General features: G+C 61.0%; 8 protein-coding genes and 5 tRNA genes. 7 read left to right on the plus strand and 6 right to left on the minus strand.

The genetic code is table 11. The features are described 5' to 3' along the window. Positions 1-86 precede the first annotated feature (86 nt). Positions 87-974 carry an ATP-binding protein gene (locus tag ACLEJU_RS09050; RefSeq protein WP_435425678.1) on the plus strand — a complete coding sequence of 296 codons (888 nt, stop codon included), beginning with the start codon at positions 87-89 and terminating at the stop codon, positions 972-974. Between the two features lie 2 nt (positions 975-976). Beyond that, a complete protein-coding gene (locus ACLEJU_RS09055) occupies positions 977-1,459 on the plus strand; it encodes a GAF domain-containing protein (RefSeq protein ID WP_435425677.1) in 483 nt (160 codons plus the stop codon). A gap of 154 nt (positions 1,460-1,613) precedes the next feature. On the opposite strand, the gene ACLEJU_RS09060 is transcribed toward ACLEJU_RS09055, so the two are convergent. After that, positions 1,614-2,381 (minus strand): hypothetical protein, encoded by a 768-nt coding sequence (locus tag ACLEJU_RS09060; protein WP_435425676.1) that lies wholly within the window; start codon positions 2,379-2,381, stop codon positions 1,614-1,616. A 342-nt stretch (positions 2,382-2,723) separates the two neighbouring features. Between ACLEJU_RS09060 and ACLEJU_RS09065 the strand changes: the two genes are divergently transcribed. The 5 genes from ACLEJU_RS09065 to ACLEJU_RS09085 all read left to right on the plus strand — a co-directional run bounded on the left by ACLEJU_RS09065 (position 2,724) and on the right by ACLEJU_RS09085 (position 3,286). Beyond that, positions 2,724-2,799: transfer RNA gene (locus ACLEJU_RS09065), tRNA-Glu, on the plus strand. A gap of 3 nt (positions 2,800-2,802) precedes the next feature. Then, positions 2,803-2,878: transfer RNA gene (locus tag ACLEJU_RS09070), tRNA-Gly, on the plus strand. Between the two features lie 92 nt (positions 2,879-2,970). Beyond that, a tRNA-Glu gene (locus tag ACLEJU_RS09075) sits at positions 2,971-3,046 on the plus strand. 3 nt (positions 3,047-3,049) lie between these two features. After that, positions 3,050-3,125: transfer RNA gene (locus ACLEJU_RS09080), tRNA-Gly, on the plus strand. Positions 3,126-3,210: 85 nt separating this feature from the next. Next, a tRNA-Gly gene (locus ACLEJU_RS09085) sits at positions 3,211-3,286 on the plus strand. A 48-nt stretch (positions 3,287-3,334) separates the two neighbouring features. Here ACLEJU_RS09085 and ACLEJU_RS09090 read toward each other — a convergent pair. From ACLEJU_RS09090 to ACLEJU_RS09110, 5 genes are all read right to left on the minus strand, one after another. Continuing rightward, positions 3,335-4,846, minus strand: coding sequence for a hypothetical protein (locus tag ACLEJU_RS09090; RefSeq protein ID WP_435423406.1), 1,512 nt, complete (start codon positions 4,844-4,846; stop codon positions 3,335-3,337). 59 nt (positions 4,847-4,905) lie between these two features. Further along, complete coding sequence (locus tag ACLEJU_RS09095; RefSeq protein ID WP_435423407.1) at positions 4,906-7,098, minus strand: autotransporter outer membrane beta-barrel domain-containing protein; 2,193 nt, start codon at positions 7,096-7,098, stop codon at positions 4,906-4,908. A gap of 187 nt (positions 7,099-7,285) precedes the next feature. After that, positions 7,286-9,286, minus strand: a complete 2,001-nt coding sequence (locus ACLEJU_RS09100; protein WP_435423408.1) for a hypothetical protein — start codon at positions 9,284-9,286, stop codon at positions 7,286-7,288. A gap of 468 nt (positions 9,287-9,754) precedes the next feature. Next, entirely contained in the window at positions 9,755-10,096 is a 342-nt protein-coding gene (locus ACLEJU_RS09105; RefSeq protein ID WP_435423409.1) for a hypothetical protein, read from the minus strand. 54 nt (positions 10,097-10,150) lie between these two features. Beyond that, complete coding sequence (locus tag ACLEJU_RS09110) at positions 10,151-15,016, minus strand: RHS repeat-associated core domain-containing protein (RefSeq protein ID WP_435423410.1); 4,866 nt, start codon at positions 15,014-15,016, stop codon at positions 10,151-10,153. Between the last annotated feature and the right edge of the window lie 92 nt (positions 15,017-15,108).

Consider the following 15,108-nt stretch of genomic DNA (forward strand, 5'->3'; position numbering starts at 1 on the left):
CCCCCCCCCCCCCCCCCCCCCCCCCCCCCCCCCCCCCCCCCCCCCCCCCCCCCAGCAGCCTAGAATCTGAATTTGCAGGAGTCGTCATGGACGCTCGCTTGAATGCTTTTCTGGAACGCGCGGAATCGGTGCTGGCGCGTCTCGAACCCTTGTTGCCGGCGCCACGCCCGCAGATCGACTGGAGCACCACCCTGGCTGCGCGCTGGCAGCGTGATGGCCGCTCGGGTTACCTGATGCCGCTGGACGTAAGCCTGGACATTCGCCTGACTGACCTGATCGGCGTGGATAAACAGCGCGAGCAGCTGGGCCGCAACACCCATCAGTTCATCAATGGCATGCCGGCCAACCACGCCCTGCTGTGGGGCTCGCGTGGCACTGGCAAGTCGTCGCTGGTACGCGCCTTGCTGGCCGAGCATGCCGATGCCGGGCTGCGCCTGATCGAGATCGAGCGCGATCACCTTGCCGACCTGCCGCGCGTCGTCGAGCAGCTGCAGAAGCTGCCGCAGCGCTTCATCCTGTTCTGCGACGACCTGTCGTTCGAAGCCGGGGAGGGCGACTACCGGGTGCTCAAGAGCGTGCTCGACGGCTCGCTGGAGCAGGCCCCTGACAACGTGCTGCTGTACGCGACGTCCAACCGCCGCCACCTGGTGCCGGAAAAACAGAGCGACAACGAAAACTGGAAAATGGTCGACGGCGAGCTGCACCCCAATGAGGCGGTGGAAGACAAGATTGCCTTGTCCGACCGCTTCGGCCTGTGGCTGTCGTTCTACCCGTTCAGCCAGGAACACTTCCTCGACGTGGTCGAGCACTGGATCGGCCAGCTGGCCCGCCCTGCAGGCCTGGCCTGGCAGCGTGACGAAGCCCTGGAAATTCTCGCCGTGCGCTGGGCAACCGGGCGCGGCAACCGTAATGGCCGTTGTGCCTATCAGTTCGCCCGCTACTGGGTCGGGCTGCAATTGCTGGAGCAAAAGTAAACATGATCGACCTCAATGCCAGTGGCACCGGCCTCGACGGCTACAACCTGCTGGCCGCGCAAGTGCAGGCGCTGTTTGCCGACGAGCGCGACTTCATCGCCAATGCCGCGCAGTTTTCGGCGTTTCTCTTCAACCAGGTGGACGACCTGAACTGGGCGGGGTTCTACCTCAACCGCAACGAAGAGCTGGTGCTCGGCCCGTTCCAGGGCCAGGTCGCCTGTGTGCGCATTCCATTCAGCAAGGGCGTATGCGGCGCGGCTGCAGCTACCCGGCAAACCCAGCGGGTCGAGGATGTGCATGCGTTCCCGGGGCATATCGCCTGTGACAGTGCGTCCAACAGTGAACTGGTGATTCCGCTGGTGAAGGGAGGGCGTTTGATTGGCGTGCTGGATCTGGACAGCCCGAAGCTGGCGCGTTTCAGTGAGGCGGATCAGGTGGGGCTGGAGCGCCTGGTGGCGATTTTCCTGGAGCTGAGCGACTGCTAAGTCCTGCGCGGTAACTGTAGGAGCGGCCTTGCGTCGCGAAAGGGCCGCACAGCGGCCCCGGCAATCTTGAGTGTGATGCAAAAATTCTGGGGCCGCTGCGCGGCCCTTTCGCGACACAAGGCCGCTCCTACATAGGATTGTGCCGGATTCTGAATCAGTCGTAGATCACCCGCTTTTTCCAGGTCTCGTCCTCGTCGGTCTTGAGCCCCTCGGTCAATTCGTTCTGTTCGTTCTCCGCCGGCTCCATCTTGTCCAGCACCTGGGCATTGGCCCGCGCCAGCAGTTTCTCCAGATAGGTCAGCTGCTCTTCATACACCTTCGGTTCCGGCTGCTTGCGCAGGTACTGCACGCCGCGCTCGAAGGCCAGCCGCGCTTGCCCTGGCTGTTCCTGCTGCAGCGCCTGCTGGCCGAGGTTGTTGAAGAACTCGATATGCAGCAGCACCAGGATGTGGCGGATCTCCCTGACCCACTGCTTGGCTTCGTTGGTCTGCAGCACGTTCTCCTGGCTGCCCTTGACGATCTGGTTGTGCAGCGCCTCGAGCAGGAAGCGCACATCCTTGGCCTTGACCTCAGTCTGGATCGGGCAGGGCGGGTTGTTCACCGGGATGCGTTCACCCTGGCCGACCAGCCCTTCGAGTTCGACGATGCGCGCCTTGAGTTGCGCGTTGTGCTTGTCCAGCGCCAGTTGCCGCTGGTTGAGGTTCAGCTCCAGGCGCGCCAGCAGCAGCTTGAGGGCCGGGGTCATGAACTGGCCCGGGAAGGTCTCGGTGATTTCGCCACAGCGGCGTACCCGGTCGGCGAGTTCGACTTTCAGCCGCGCGCGTTCGAGCTTGCTGTTTTCGACCACGTTGTTGAGGTAGCCGATCACGATCAGCAACGCGATACCCGCCACGATGAGCAGAGTGATCAGAAGTGGTGTCACCGTTAACGCCTCATCAATAGGTTTGCATATAGAGTGTAGGAGCGAGCTTGCTCGCGAGAGGCCTTGGCAGGCAAATCTCTCGTTCTATCGGCAATCAGCCTTATAGCTGCATGCTGGCACATTGATGGTGAGCTTGCCCGAGGTGTTGTCAGAAAATCAACGCCAATCCGTCGGCGGCGCCTGGCGGCACCTCCTGTATGGACCGAAGTCATTGATTTAAATAAATTTCTACAAAGGGGTTGACGGCCCCTCGAAGCATCCATAGAATGCGCGCCACTTGCAGCGTAAAGCACACAGCGAAACGCGGCAGGGAGTGAAAGCAGGCAGTAATGCCAGCAGCGTGTCCCCTTCGTCTAGTGGCCTAGGACACCGCCCTTTCACGGCGGTAACAGGGGTTCGAGTCCCCTAGGGGACGCCAATTGCGGGAATAGCTCAGTTGGTAGAGCACGACCTTGCCAAGGTCGGGGTCGCGAGTTCGAGTCTCGTTTCCCGCTCCAAATTCTCCGGCAACGCTTAACGGCGGGGCAGGAAATAGAAATCCAGTCTGAATCGTGAGGTTCAGGTGCTGGTGCACTGAAAAGTGTTGTGTGTCCCCTTCGTCTAGTGGCCTAGGACACCGCCCTTTCACGGCGGTAACAGGGGTTCGAGTCCCCTAGGGGACGCCAAATGCGGGAATAGCTCAGTTGGTAGAGCACGACCTTGCCAAGGTCGGGGTCGCGAGTTCGAGTCTCGTTTCCCGCTCCAGTTTAAATACTGTGGCGTCTATGCGGTGCAGTGGTGGTGAGGGTCTTAATGGCGCTTCACGCCGATAGCGGTAAAGCTTCAAATTGCGGGAATAGCTCAGTTGGTAGAGCACGACCTTGCCAAGGTCGGGGTCGCGAGTTCGAGTCTCGTTTCCCGCTCCAAATACAAAAAACGCCACTCTTCGAGTGGCGTTTTTTTTTTGTCCCGTATCAGGGCTCGGGCACGTCTATCAGCTGGGCGGATGGATCCGGGAATTTCAGCCAACTCACCTTATTGTCGAACGATACCTCCACTTTTATCTGGAACTGGTAGTTGAGTTCCAGTTTCAGCAGGTCGTTCTTGCTGACAATACCCAGCATCATGACACCGGCCTCGGTGGGCACCGGCAGCTCCGTGGCAATCGGCAGCCTGATTTCGTGCCCGATGTTGTTTCGCTCCACCCCAAGAATCCAGGCGTTGACGAACTGCGATGTATGCCGGAACGGCCAGTCCTCAAGGGTGAAGCTGGCGCCACTGCCTACGGTGCGCAGGTTCAGTGCATTATTTTTGATAGCGTCGGACTGTACGTATGGCAGGCCTTCGATTTTCCGTACCGTGACAAAGTGCGAGGGCGATGGCGGCATGTCAGGTTTGTTGATCTGGTAATACAACTCGACCCGGTTGTTCATGTGCGGTGGTACATGCACGCGAGGGATCAGGTATTCACGGGCACCTGGCGACGTGGGCGTGCTGGTGGAGTAGCCGCCGAGGGTGTCTGGCTCGCCCCAGTACACGGTGACTGTTTCTCCGGGTCTGATGTCTGCATCCTCCGGTATCACGAATGTGACGCCATTGACCGCCTTGGCTGGATCCAGCGTGCTGTAGAAATCACTGCCTGTCGCCTCCTTGATGCGTGGCGGCGGCAGCTCGCGTGGCGGTGGGGAGGGGTCCGACTGCAGCGAGCGAGCCAGTGCCCGCTGCGGTGCGGTACCCGCCCGGTCCTGCACTTCATAACGGACGAAACGCGTGCCGTTGCGGGACTGACGAATGAAGTCGCCCCGGAAGATCAGTTCAATCGGTTTGCTGATGCCTTGTGTGCCCCGGGTTTCGATATGCTCGGCGGTCAAGGTCATCATGTCGACCATGTGCTGCCCGACAGGGTCGTCGCTCCAGAACCATTTCAGCACATCGCCTGGCTCCGCACCCAGGATTGGGGGGACTGTGGCTTCGAGTTTGTCGCCGTTGGCCGCGAGGTATTCTTCGGTGACCCCATTGCCGATCACGTAGTCGGGAAGCCCCAGGCGGTCGTCATCCGGGTTGAGCATCGGTGGCGTCTTGTCGATGTAGATATCCAGTGGCCGCGAAGCCACATGCGAGTCGTTGAAAATCGTCACCTCGTAGTGCAAGCGGTGCGAGCCTTCGATCAGCTTGCTGACAGGTACCAGGATAAACAGCTCTTCGGGTTGAACGGGTTTGCTGAACGTCTTCGTTTCGATCTTTACATCGTCCCAGTAGAGGTACAAGTATTCGTTGTCCGTTTCGCTCGGGTTCGAGTGGGCCCACAGCGGGAATTCAACTCGCAGGGGCATGTAAGTCGCGCGGAATTCGACTGTGTTGGGTATTCCTCCTTCTACGTCAGGCACCACCTTGGGCACGGTGGGTGGGACGAGCAGGGCCGAGTCCGGGTCAAGCGTAGTGTTTGCCGCAACGCTGGGTTTAGCGGCCCGTTTGTTCTGTGCCATCGACCTTCTCCCTTTCTGTGCATGAAAAAGGGAAGGCACCTTGGCCTTCCCTTGTGATTTCACCAGTTGTAGCGGGCGCCGACACTCACGCCCCATGGCTGTTCCAGCTTGTTGCCATGGCTGTAGTCGAAGTCGGCGTGGGCCTGCCATTTGTCGTCCCAGGCGACGGCGACCCCGGCCCCGATTTCACCACGCGAACCGGACAAGTTGTTGCCGAAGCGGTTGTCGTTCACCTTCACCTGGTTGTCGTTGACGAACTCGTGAACCGCCGCCACCCGCAGGTACGGCTGCACGCTACGGCCTGCACCTGCGGTGAAGGAGCGCCCGACGGTGGTGCCCACTTTGCCCAACAGCGAGCGGGTGCGTTCGCTGTCGGCGTGCATGCCATTGTCCAGGTTATAGTCCTTGCCCTGTACCACGAGCCCGGACAGCTGGGCGAAGGGCTCAAGGAACCAGTCATCGGCCAGTGCCAGATGACGCCCCACTTCCAGCGATACACCGGCGCCGAGGTTGCTGTAGTCACCCTTGGCTTTGCTGCCGTCGCTCAGGCGCACGTCAGCTTCGTTGCGGAAGCGGTTGATACGCGCCACGGTGTCGACGTAGTACCCGCTTTCGCGGTCGAGCCAGGTGGCATAGGCGCCGGCATGGTAGCTGTCGACGCTGGCAGACGAGCTCCGGGTGAGGTTCAGGTCGGAGTTGCTGTAGCCCGCCGTGATCCCCACCAGCCAGTTGCCATCGCCTGCTGCCAGCGGCGCATCGGCGCCGATCGACAGGCCTTGTTGCTGCTGCTGATAGGCCGCACCAGAGGCCGCCGAGACGTTGAACTGGTTGCCGTAGCTGCGTACCCAGCCACCCGCCTTGCCAGGATTGCGCCGCACATCGCCCATGCGGCTGCGCAACACGCCGAGCTCGCCGTACCAGATGGTCGGTGCAACGTTGGCCAGTGCCATCACCGTTTGCGTACCAGGGCTGACGGTTCGGGTGGTCGCGTCCAGGTACCAGTCGTTGCCGCCACGTTGCACCAGGTCGTAGGAGTAGGCGCCCAGGTCCACGGGGCCGCCCTGCAGCGCGAACTGCGCATCGCCGGCGGCGGTGTGCACTACGTGCAGGCTGTTGTCCGCCAGCGGATCGTTGCCGCTGGCACTGATCAGCAACTGGTGGTTGCCGCTGGCGCTGCCGGTTACCTCGAGGAAGTCCGAGTGTGAGGCACCGAAGTCTGCCTCCATGATGAAGGTACCGTTGCCCGCGAGGTTTTCCACGGAAAGGGTGAAAAATTCACCCGGTGCGCCGAAGCGCACGGCACCATTGTCCAGCGTCAGGTCGGTTACCTGGCTGTTCTCGACCAAGGTCCATTCACCGCCGCTGCTGATCCCCAGGCTGGCGACGTTTTCCAGTCGGCCCTTGAGGGTGGCGAAGTTCTCCAGCAGCACGTTGGCGGTGCCCCCGCTGTCAGCGACGATATCACCGACCAGGTGGCTGTCGTTGACCCGCAGGTTGGCAACAGCGGCGTCCGCGACCTGCAGCAGCACGCCGTTGCCGCCGCTCAGGCGTGCACCGTTGAGCACATCGATCTGCGCGGATGCCGCACGGCCGGCACCGCGGCCGACGGCGATCGCCGGCCCGTTGCGCCCCTCGACCAGGCTGTTGTCGACGACCAGCGTGGAGCTGCTGCCGTTATCTTCAAGGATGCGCACACCATAGCTGCCGCCGCTGATGGTGCTGCCATCCCTGGCAGTCAGGGTACTCGCAACCATCCGCAAGCCCTCGCTGCTGTCACCCGTGCCGCGCAGTTCGCTGCGCAGCAGCTGGGCAGTGCTTTCATTCATGGCTGCACCTTGAATGCCGCCTTCGATCACGCTGTCGCTGATCAGAGCATTCGCGCCGTTGCCCGCCCCGGCGGGGCTCAGCGCCAGGCCGCGGGCATCGCTGCGGAGGGTGGAGCGTTGCACGGTGGCGCTGGCGCCACTGAGCGCCAGGCCATTGCCATTGCTTTGGGCGGTGACCTGGCTGTCCGACAGGTTCACGGTGGCGCCCGCCAGGGCAGTGATCTGCAAGGTCGTCGCGCCGCTGGCGGTCAGGGTAGCCGGGCCGAGCACCCGGTAGCTGTCCTGCGGGCTACCCGCATCGAGTAGGGTATCCTCAACGATGAGGGTTTCTGCGCAGGCGGCACTGGCGAACAGCAGCGGGCCGAGCAATATGAGCCGGGCCGGTTGAGAACATTGGCGTAAGGTGTGAAACAGGCGGCTAGGCATGAGACGATCCTCGAAGTTAACAATTTCTGTAAGACGCTTCTCTTGTTTTTGAGAGAAGGGTCTGGATGCAGCGAGGTTAAGTGCGCCAAGCCGTGAAAAATGTAGGAAAACTCTTACTTTCATCTCGGAAAACGCCTGTTGCGCCCCCCCGGCAGCGGCTTTGGCTGTGGCCGCTGCCGGTACTTGCTCAAGGTCGGTTCAAATCACAGGAGCCTCCCGTACTCTGGTCGGCAATGCTGATTTTGTTGCCAGTGGGGTTGGAGGGAATCGGCACCGGCGTATCGATGACGTAGCTCACCTCGGCGCGCCCGCCCACCGGGGCAACGTCGAAGATCGGCTGGATGTGTTGAGCGTATGGCTCGACCCGCCAGACAAAGCCTTTGTCGATCTGCTCTGCGGTCAACGTCACCGGGTCGTTTTTTTCCACCCCGGGGATCAGGTTGCCGCCCACCGTGGCGTCGTACACCACCCAGGTCAGCGTCATGGTGGTGCCCGGTGCTACGTTGAAGCGGCTGCAGGGGGGGACCTGGACCCTGATCGCCGGTTCGGCGGTGGGGTCGAGGGGGTCCCAGATCGAGGGGCAGTTCAGCCAACCCCGGTCAGATACGCCAAGGAACTCAAGGTCGTCCGGCGTCATGTCGATGGCCGATACCGCTACGTATTGCGGGAGCGATTCCTGTTCATTGATCGCGTCGACGTCGGCACGAACGGTGTAGTGCACAGGAAGTGCAGGGTTGTTACCCGCATCCAGGATGTAGCGCCAGGGAATCGTGACCGGCTTCTCGGTGCCTGTTGGCTGATCGACGACCCAGCGTGCTTCGCTCACCCGCGTGCCACCCCAGTAGAAGTCCACTACCTGGCCGTTCGCGGCGCCCTCGAATACTTCAAATGTCAGGGTGGCATCCTCGCCACGGTCTGGCAGAGCAATCTGGTTGACCAGGCCGGTGAAACTGGTGATGTCGGGCGCGAGCATCTGGTCATTGATCGGGTCTGGCCAATCCGGGTCCGGGTCAGGGCGCACAGGGCCGACCACCGAGAAGTCGACATTGAAGTCGGCGTCTGCCGGGCCATAGGGGGCCTGGCCACGCAGCACTTGATAACTGACGTTGGTGCTGATCACACCAGTGGCTGTGCCGTACTCATTGCGCAAGATGTCGCTGGGTACGCGGATCGAGAGTGGGAAAGTGCGTGAACCTACTTGCTCCACGGGCAGGGGCGTCGAGCCCCAGATGATGGCGATCCGGTCTTCATTTCGGTGGTTCGTGTAGGCCTCTATCACCACGTGTACACCCGCCTGTGCGTCCGGCAGGCTCAGTACGCCGTCATCAGTGGCTAGCGGCACATCGGGCGGCAGCAGGTTTTCGGGCTCAGGGGTGAGCACCACATCGACCGTGGCCGGCAAGCGGATGCGGCTGCGGTTTTGCGCTTTGTCGAACAGGTAGTAGACGATGTAGAACCTGCCGTCCCCCAGGCGACGGACCGTATCTGCCGGAATGGTGATCTTGAGCTCATCAGTGACGGGCCCCACGGCGATAGGGTTTTCGTAATCCGCATCCTCTTCAGGCCAATCGCTCAGGTAGAACGCCTCGTAAGTGTCACCCGGTGCCCGGTCGGGATAATCAGGTACTTCCAGCTCGATGCCGGTCGGATTGCCGGTCAGGTAGGCTTCGTTGATGATGCCAGTGGGCGGCACAAGCGGGGGCGCGGGGTCATCGCCCCAAGGGGCGACGCTGTCGCAGATCAGTTCGATAGGGAGCGAAACATCTTTTCCGAGGTAGGTATCAAGTTCGTAGCGAATCCAAAGCTTGCCATTGCGTGGAATGGACGGCTGGGGGAAATGCAGCGTCAGTGGGAAGTCACCGGGTTCCAGCGCACCGTCATACCTCTCGATGGGGCCAATGGCTATGAACGTATCTTCGGCGCCGGTCAAGGTGAACTGAAGCTGTAATGTCACATAGTCGTCAGGATCGCTGGGCAGGAAAGGCCATGGCGGGATTTCGACGGTCAGGTCGGTTTTCAGGCGGTCCTTGTGCAGCGTGCCGTCACGGCTATCGATGATGCCCTGGACGTTGGGGGCGACCAGTTCTGCCAGCGTTGGCGAGGACGGGGCATCTTGTAGGTTCAGGTACTTGCGCCGGGCTTTCGTGGCACGGTCGTATTTAGGTAGGGTGGAATTTAATGGCCTCATTTTCTGTCTCCAGAAATGTTAATTCTACGAATGTTATTGTCTTCTTGTGGTCTGTGACGGCGAGCTTTGTGTTTGCCTTCTTGATTCGAGTTGTTATTTATGCTCTGGTTTCAGGGGGCTAAATCGAGTGCCCTGATCTGATAAAGTTAAATGTTGGCGAGTAAAATACATCTCTGTTTGGATGGGTACTTACGTCGACTCTAGAAAAATTGTTGACTGCCTTAAGGGTGTGAAGTGTTTTCCCGCTGTTTCTGGCGGTTTCAAAGCTGTGGTCTTTTCGGCAAATTGGAAATCAAGTTCAGCGCCCCCACGCCGGCTGAAACGGCCGCGCCAACCCCCGTCAGCCCCCACCGGCGGCCGTCCAGGCAGCCGCCACGGCGGGTGCTGCAACGCCCGCCGTTACCACGACGGCCGCCACCGACGCTATGGCGCCAAGGAGAAAGCCAAAGCTCATGCCGACCCAGCCGATCACACCCAGCTCCACGCGCGGCGAGATCCGATGCCGCTCAAGCTCCTGCCGCGACTGGCTGGTACCGCTATAGCCGGTGCTGTAATGCCCGGTAGGGTTTCGTTGGTATAGCCCGCAGGCAGCTGTACCGGATTCGGCACGACCTGTTCACCCCACGGCGGAATGCTGTCACAGATCAGTTTGATGGCAGCCGACCAGGAGTCCACGCCCCGGTAATCGACATCGGGGGCGTTGAGACTCTTTGGGGATGGCTGCAAACTGGCTGTTTTTGATTTCAGATAGCGCTTGGGGGCTAATTCAGCATCGGCTCGCTGGGTTGAAGTGCTCGCTGGCTTATGCATTTCAATGCTCCCGAAAAGTAACTTTGAAAGTTTGTAACTACAGGGACGTTGTTTTTAATCTCTGATGTCGTATAAGTGAGCCTCGTTGTTGGAGGTAAACGAATTTCTATTGGCTCGGTTATAGCGGGGGTCCCTGTTACGGAGGCTGGCCAGCGGGATTTTTATTTCTTCCCGGGGTACCGACTTAAAAGGCCCAAAGGATTCTATGGCAGGATTCGATTGATAACTCCCACTTCTCGATCTAGGCGTCGATTTAGGCGCGCTGAATTGAAACAACGCCCCCTCTGCAAGACCTGTGACCCCAGACGCAAGGCTAAGGATCGTGCCGATGTTGCTACGTGTTTCATGCCCGGAAAGGAGACCTTCCGTTTGCAGTACCGTGCCAGCCACTGACAATGTGGTCGTGGTGATCGACAACGCGACCTTGAGGCCTACGATGTAGGCGCCCCCACCTGCTGCTACCGTTGCCGCCAATGCCGCACTCGCAGCTGCACTGCCTCCCGACCAGGCGGCAGCCACCGCAGGCGCAGCCACGCCGGCCGTCACCACGATGGCCACTACCGAAGCCACGACGGCGAAACCGAAGCCAAACCCTAAGCCGACCCAGCCCATCACGCCGAGTTCCATGCGCGGCGAGATCCGATGCCGCTCAAGCTCCTGCCGCGACTGGCTGGTACCGCTGTAACCGGTGCTGTAATGCCCGGTAGGGTCGCGGAAGGTCACCGGGTTGCCCTGGCAATAGGCGTAATAGTTCAGCCCCCCTTCGCCAAACGGGCTCAGCGAGTCCGGGCTGTGGAAGCGCATCAGTGTCGGGTTGTAGGCGCGATAGCCGTTGCCTAGCAGGTACCAGCCGCTGTCCGGGTCAAGCGCCTCGCCGTTGTAGCCCAGCGCAGCGAGCGTGGGGTCGTCGCTGTGGCCTTCGCCGTAGGCCGTGTAGCGCGTGGCCCGCGTGCTACCGGCCTGGCTTTCGGCAATCACGCTGTGGCTGGCACTGGTGTGCAGCAGCAATGGAGCGTGCGCGCCGCTGCCGCTTTGCTGCACTCCCAGTGGTTGCTCGCCGTGGTGCAGGTACAGTGTCTCCACGCCGTCACGCACGGCCCGGCGCAAACGTTCACCGTCATGCAGCAGCAGCGTACGCTTGCCGGCGTCGTGGCGACTCACCAGCAGGCCTTGGCCGTCATAGCCGTAGGTATCGGGCTGGCCCACAGCGTTCAAGCCCAGCAACCGGTTCTGGCTATCGTAGCGGACCGGGCGGCCACGCTCGTCGCGGGTCAGGTTGCCATTGGCGTCGTAGCTGAAATCAGGATCGGGCGCGGCACGCGCAGGTGTGTACTTGATGCGTTGCAGCTGGCAGGGGTCGCGCTCTGCGTGAGTGAACTCGGCCCTTTCCGGGCGGGACCCGCCGCCGAAACTGGTAAGTGTGGTCTGGATATTGTTGAAGGCATCGAAGGTGAACACCTGTGATTCGATGCTCCGGTCCAGCGCATCGCGGGGCAGGTCCGGCCCCTTGCAGGTGTGCCGGACCAGGCGCGCATGGGTGTCGTAACCAAAGCCTTCCTCAAGGCGCAAAACACCCGCGACATGTAGCGTGCGGCTGAGCATCAGGTCATCCGCGCCCCAGACTGACTCCTGGACGCGATCTGGCTGACCGCTCTGTCGCCAGGTGCGCTTGGTTTCGTGATCCTGATCATCGTATTCGATCGTCGTTTCCAGCGCATGCGCGCCGGCCCGGTCGTGGCTGGTGATCACTTGTACGCGGCCTAGCTCGTCGTATTCGAAGACAGCCTCCAACTGGTCCTGCAGCGTGGATTTCAGGTGACCGTTCGGGTAGTACTCGTGCGTGGTCGTTACACGATTGTCTTCCGTTGTACTTATCAGCCGGTCTTGCAAGGTGTTGACTGATTTCCTGCTCCAGGGCTTGCCTGTGTGCACGTCATCCCAATGTTCTTCAATCAGCTGGTTGGCGAGGTTGTATTCGAAACGTCGTTTGCCTTGCCCGTTGTCGCTGCTGAGCAAACGTGCACTGGTGGCGTGGTATTCGAATCGTGCGTGGTCTTCGGGCGCATTGCTGCTGGTCGGCATCGCGGTGAGCTGCAGGTTATAGTCCAGCTCGATGGTCTCGCCAGCAGGGGTAATGCGCTGGCGTGGCCTGTTTTCGCCTTCACGGAACACGAAATGTTCGGTCCGCCCCCCTGTGGTAGCGCCGACCAGGCGGTCCAGCCCGTCGTGGTACTGCGCGCCAATCTCGCGGGCGGGTAACAAGGCGTTCGCCGGGGTGACTACCAGGCTGGCGGGCAGCTCTTCGGTGGAGTGCTCGGCATAGGTGCGGGTGAGGCGGGTATTGTTCGGCTGGCGGGTGACCAGCATGCGGCCCCAGGGGTCGTAATTGAAGGTTGTGGTGTGGTTGCGCTCGTCCGTTTCGCTCAGGGCGTGCCCGAGGCCGTCATAGCTGTACCTGCGCTCACCGAGCAGCTCGTCGAAGGCATCCAGGCGCTTGCGCCGTACGGGCTTGTTGAACAGGTTGAGCCAGGTTTCGGTCTTGCCGCTGATCGCACGCGCCACCTGGGTTACCCGGGTTTTGACACCATTGCGGGTCTTTGTCCGGGTACGTGATTGCAGCTTGCCGCCTTCGCGCCAGGTGTAACGGATGGCGCCTTTGTGAGCGGCATTCCCGATAGGGTCGAGCACGTCGTGGTGTTCAACGCCATCCGGGCCAATGGTGCAGCATTGCTCACCCCAGTCGTCGTAGCTCAGGCTGTTGGTCAGGGTCAGGATCTTGCTACCTTGCAGCCAGTCGGTAACGGTCTCCCGGACCCGGTTGCCAAAAGCGTCGTACTCAAGGGCCATGACTTCGAAAAAACTGCCCGGTCGGGAGGGGTGGACGTTGTCCCGTTGCTCGAGGACAGGCCTGCCCAGGCCGTCCAGCAGCGTCTCGGTGGTGATACCGCGCGCGTTGGTCTGGCGATGCCGGGCGATGTCCCCGTCGCGGGCACACAGTTCATAGGCGTAGCGTACGCCAGCCTCGAACTTCGTGCCGGGCGATACCCGCTCACGGGTAACCCGGCGCAGGGCATCGTATTCACGATGGGTCTGCACGCCGTTCTCATCGCTTTCGAACACCGTCTCACCGACCAGCAGCGAACGCATTTCAGCGGTTGTGCGCCGCGTGCCGTCATAGCCGATGAGGGTAGTGCGGGTTTCCAGCACCGGGTGGTTGCCAAGCGGGTCGACCATCGCCTTGAACTGATACTGGGAGGTGGTTTCCAGCTTGTTGCGTTTGACCGTTTGTTGGTAGCGGCGGCCATGCAGCAGGCTGGCGAAGGGCGCATCGATGTAGTTGCTCACGGTTTGCGCGAGCACCTGTGCCGGGTTGGCTTCGTCCACCAGTGCCTCGGTGTGCTCGACAACCATTGGGTTGAGCGTGATGGTACTGCTGGCCAGCGGCCTCAGTGCGCGATACTGGTAGCGGTGGGTGAGGGTGGGGGCTGGCCCGTCTGCGTCGCTGGACGGGGTGGTGGTCCGGCTCTTGAGGTGGCGGACAAAACCATTGGCATCACCTGGGTAGCCGTCCTCAGGGTCCATGCCGTACCAGGTATTGGTCTCGGTCACACCGCTGGCGAGTTTGCGCCAGGTGATATTGCCATGGGTGTCGTATTGGGTTTCTACGGCTTCCAGGCGGCTGCGGGTGATGTCGTTGGCCAAGGACCAGCGAACCTGTTCGCGGATCGGCATCTGCAGGGTTGGCGCTTGCTCGTCGAACGAGCCTGGCCTGAGGTTGTAGGTGGTGTTGATTTCATGAACGCAGTTGTTCTGTACGGTTCGGGTGGCGGTCAGCAGGTGGAAACGGTTGAAAGTACGAGTGACGACCTGCAGTGGCTTGGTGTCTGCACCCGATAAGGTTTCGACGGTCTGGTACTCGTAGTCGTTCGAGTACTTGTAGAGGTTGTCCAGCCCGTCGTCACTCCAACTAATGCCACTGCCAAAGCCCAGGAAATTATGCGAACCCGGATAGACATAGGCTCGCTGAAACGCGGGTTGGCCCTGGCCTGGCTCGACGATGTGGCGGGTAACACGGGGCAAGGCCAGGGGGCGGCTGGTACCCGGGAACTGATGCCCACCATCTTGATAAAGCAGGTACTCCCGGGCGCCGGTAGGGGTCTCGACCTTGCTCAGGCACAGATGGTCGAGCACCTCCCTGTATTCCAGGCGCCAGCTTGCCTGCTCGGCAGTTGGCAAAACGATCGAGTCGACCCAGTCGGTGTTGATCAGGTTCATCACATGGCGGGCGACGGGCTGGCCGTCGTCGCCGTGGTAAGGCCGCTCGCGCAACTCGATGCGGCCATCCTTGCGTTCGATCTCCAGAAGGATCTGCCCGCTGCCATCGGTGATCGAACTGAGCATCATGTATGCCGGGTTGAAGGACTGGTACGCGAGGCTGATCTTATGCCCTGTGGCCGAGTAGATCTCTATTGGCAACGCGATGCGCCCCGTCATGCTGCCCATTTCTTCAAGAATTTCCACAACGCCAGAACGGTGTACCACCCGGTAGCGCCCGTTGCCGCCGGGCCCGGCGGGCTCGCGATACAGATGGAAGTGCGCCAGCCGCTGCTCGCGCATTTGCAGGCGGTTGCCGACGCTGCCGGTGACCTTGAAGGTTTCTCCGGTGTAAGTGGCGATGACCTGGTTGTGTGCAGTGAGCTGGGTCAGTGACAGGTTCCAGCCTCTCCCCCAGCCAGAGTCGATCGTGTTGAGCGGGCTGAAGTTGAGGTTGAGTTCTGGGTCGGGGCCCTGGAAGTTATTGGCATGCAACGCTGGAAGTTTGACCGACAAGGTGTACTGGCCCGTGCGTGTATCGACACCGTTTTCCATGGCACTCATGAAGTTAAGGGCGTTGGAGTGAAGTGAAGGTTCTGAACTCATGGAGGTGTCTCTCACTGTGCATGAGGAATGAACAAAGGCGTTTCAACTTTCTTCGCCCGGGCCGTACAGGGTTGCTACAGGGCAACGCAACG

This window comes from Pseudomonas sp. SMN11 (assembly GCF_052041945.1).
Lineage (GTDB): Bacteria > Pseudomonadota > Gammaproteobacteria > Pseudomonadales > Pseudomonadaceae > Aquipseudomonas.

Excerpts from the sequence above, each read along its gene's own strand:
- ACLEJU_RS09050 (WP_435425678.1), top strand. The coding sequence starts at position 87 with ATGGACGCTCGCTTGAATGCTTTTCTGGAACGCGCGGAATCGGTGCTG.
- ACLEJU_RS09055 (WP_435425677.1), top strand. The coding sequence starts at position 977 with ATGATCGACCTCAATGCCAGTGGCACCGGCCTCGACGGCTACAACCTG.
- ACLEJU_RS09090 (WP_435423406.1), bottom strand. The coding sequence starts at position 4,846 with ATGGCACAGAACAAACGGGCCGCTAAACCCAGCGTTGCGGCAAACACT.
- ACLEJU_RS09095 (WP_435423407.1), bottom strand. The coding sequence starts at position 7,098 with ATGCCTAGCCGCCTGTTTCACACCTTACGCCAATGTTCTCAACCGGCC.
- ACLEJU_RS09100 (WP_435423408.1), bottom strand. The coding sequence starts at position 9,286 with ATGAGGCCATTAAATTCCACCCTACCTAAATACGACCGTGCCACGAAA.
- ACLEJU_RS09105 (WP_435423409.1), bottom strand. The coding sequence starts at position 10,096 with ATGCATAAGCCAGCGAGCACTTCAACCCAGCGAGCCGATGCTGAATTA.
- ACLEJU_RS09110 (WP_435423410.1), bottom strand. The coding sequence starts at position 15,016 with ATGAGTTCAGAACCTTCACTTCACTCCAACGCCCTTAACTTCATGAGT.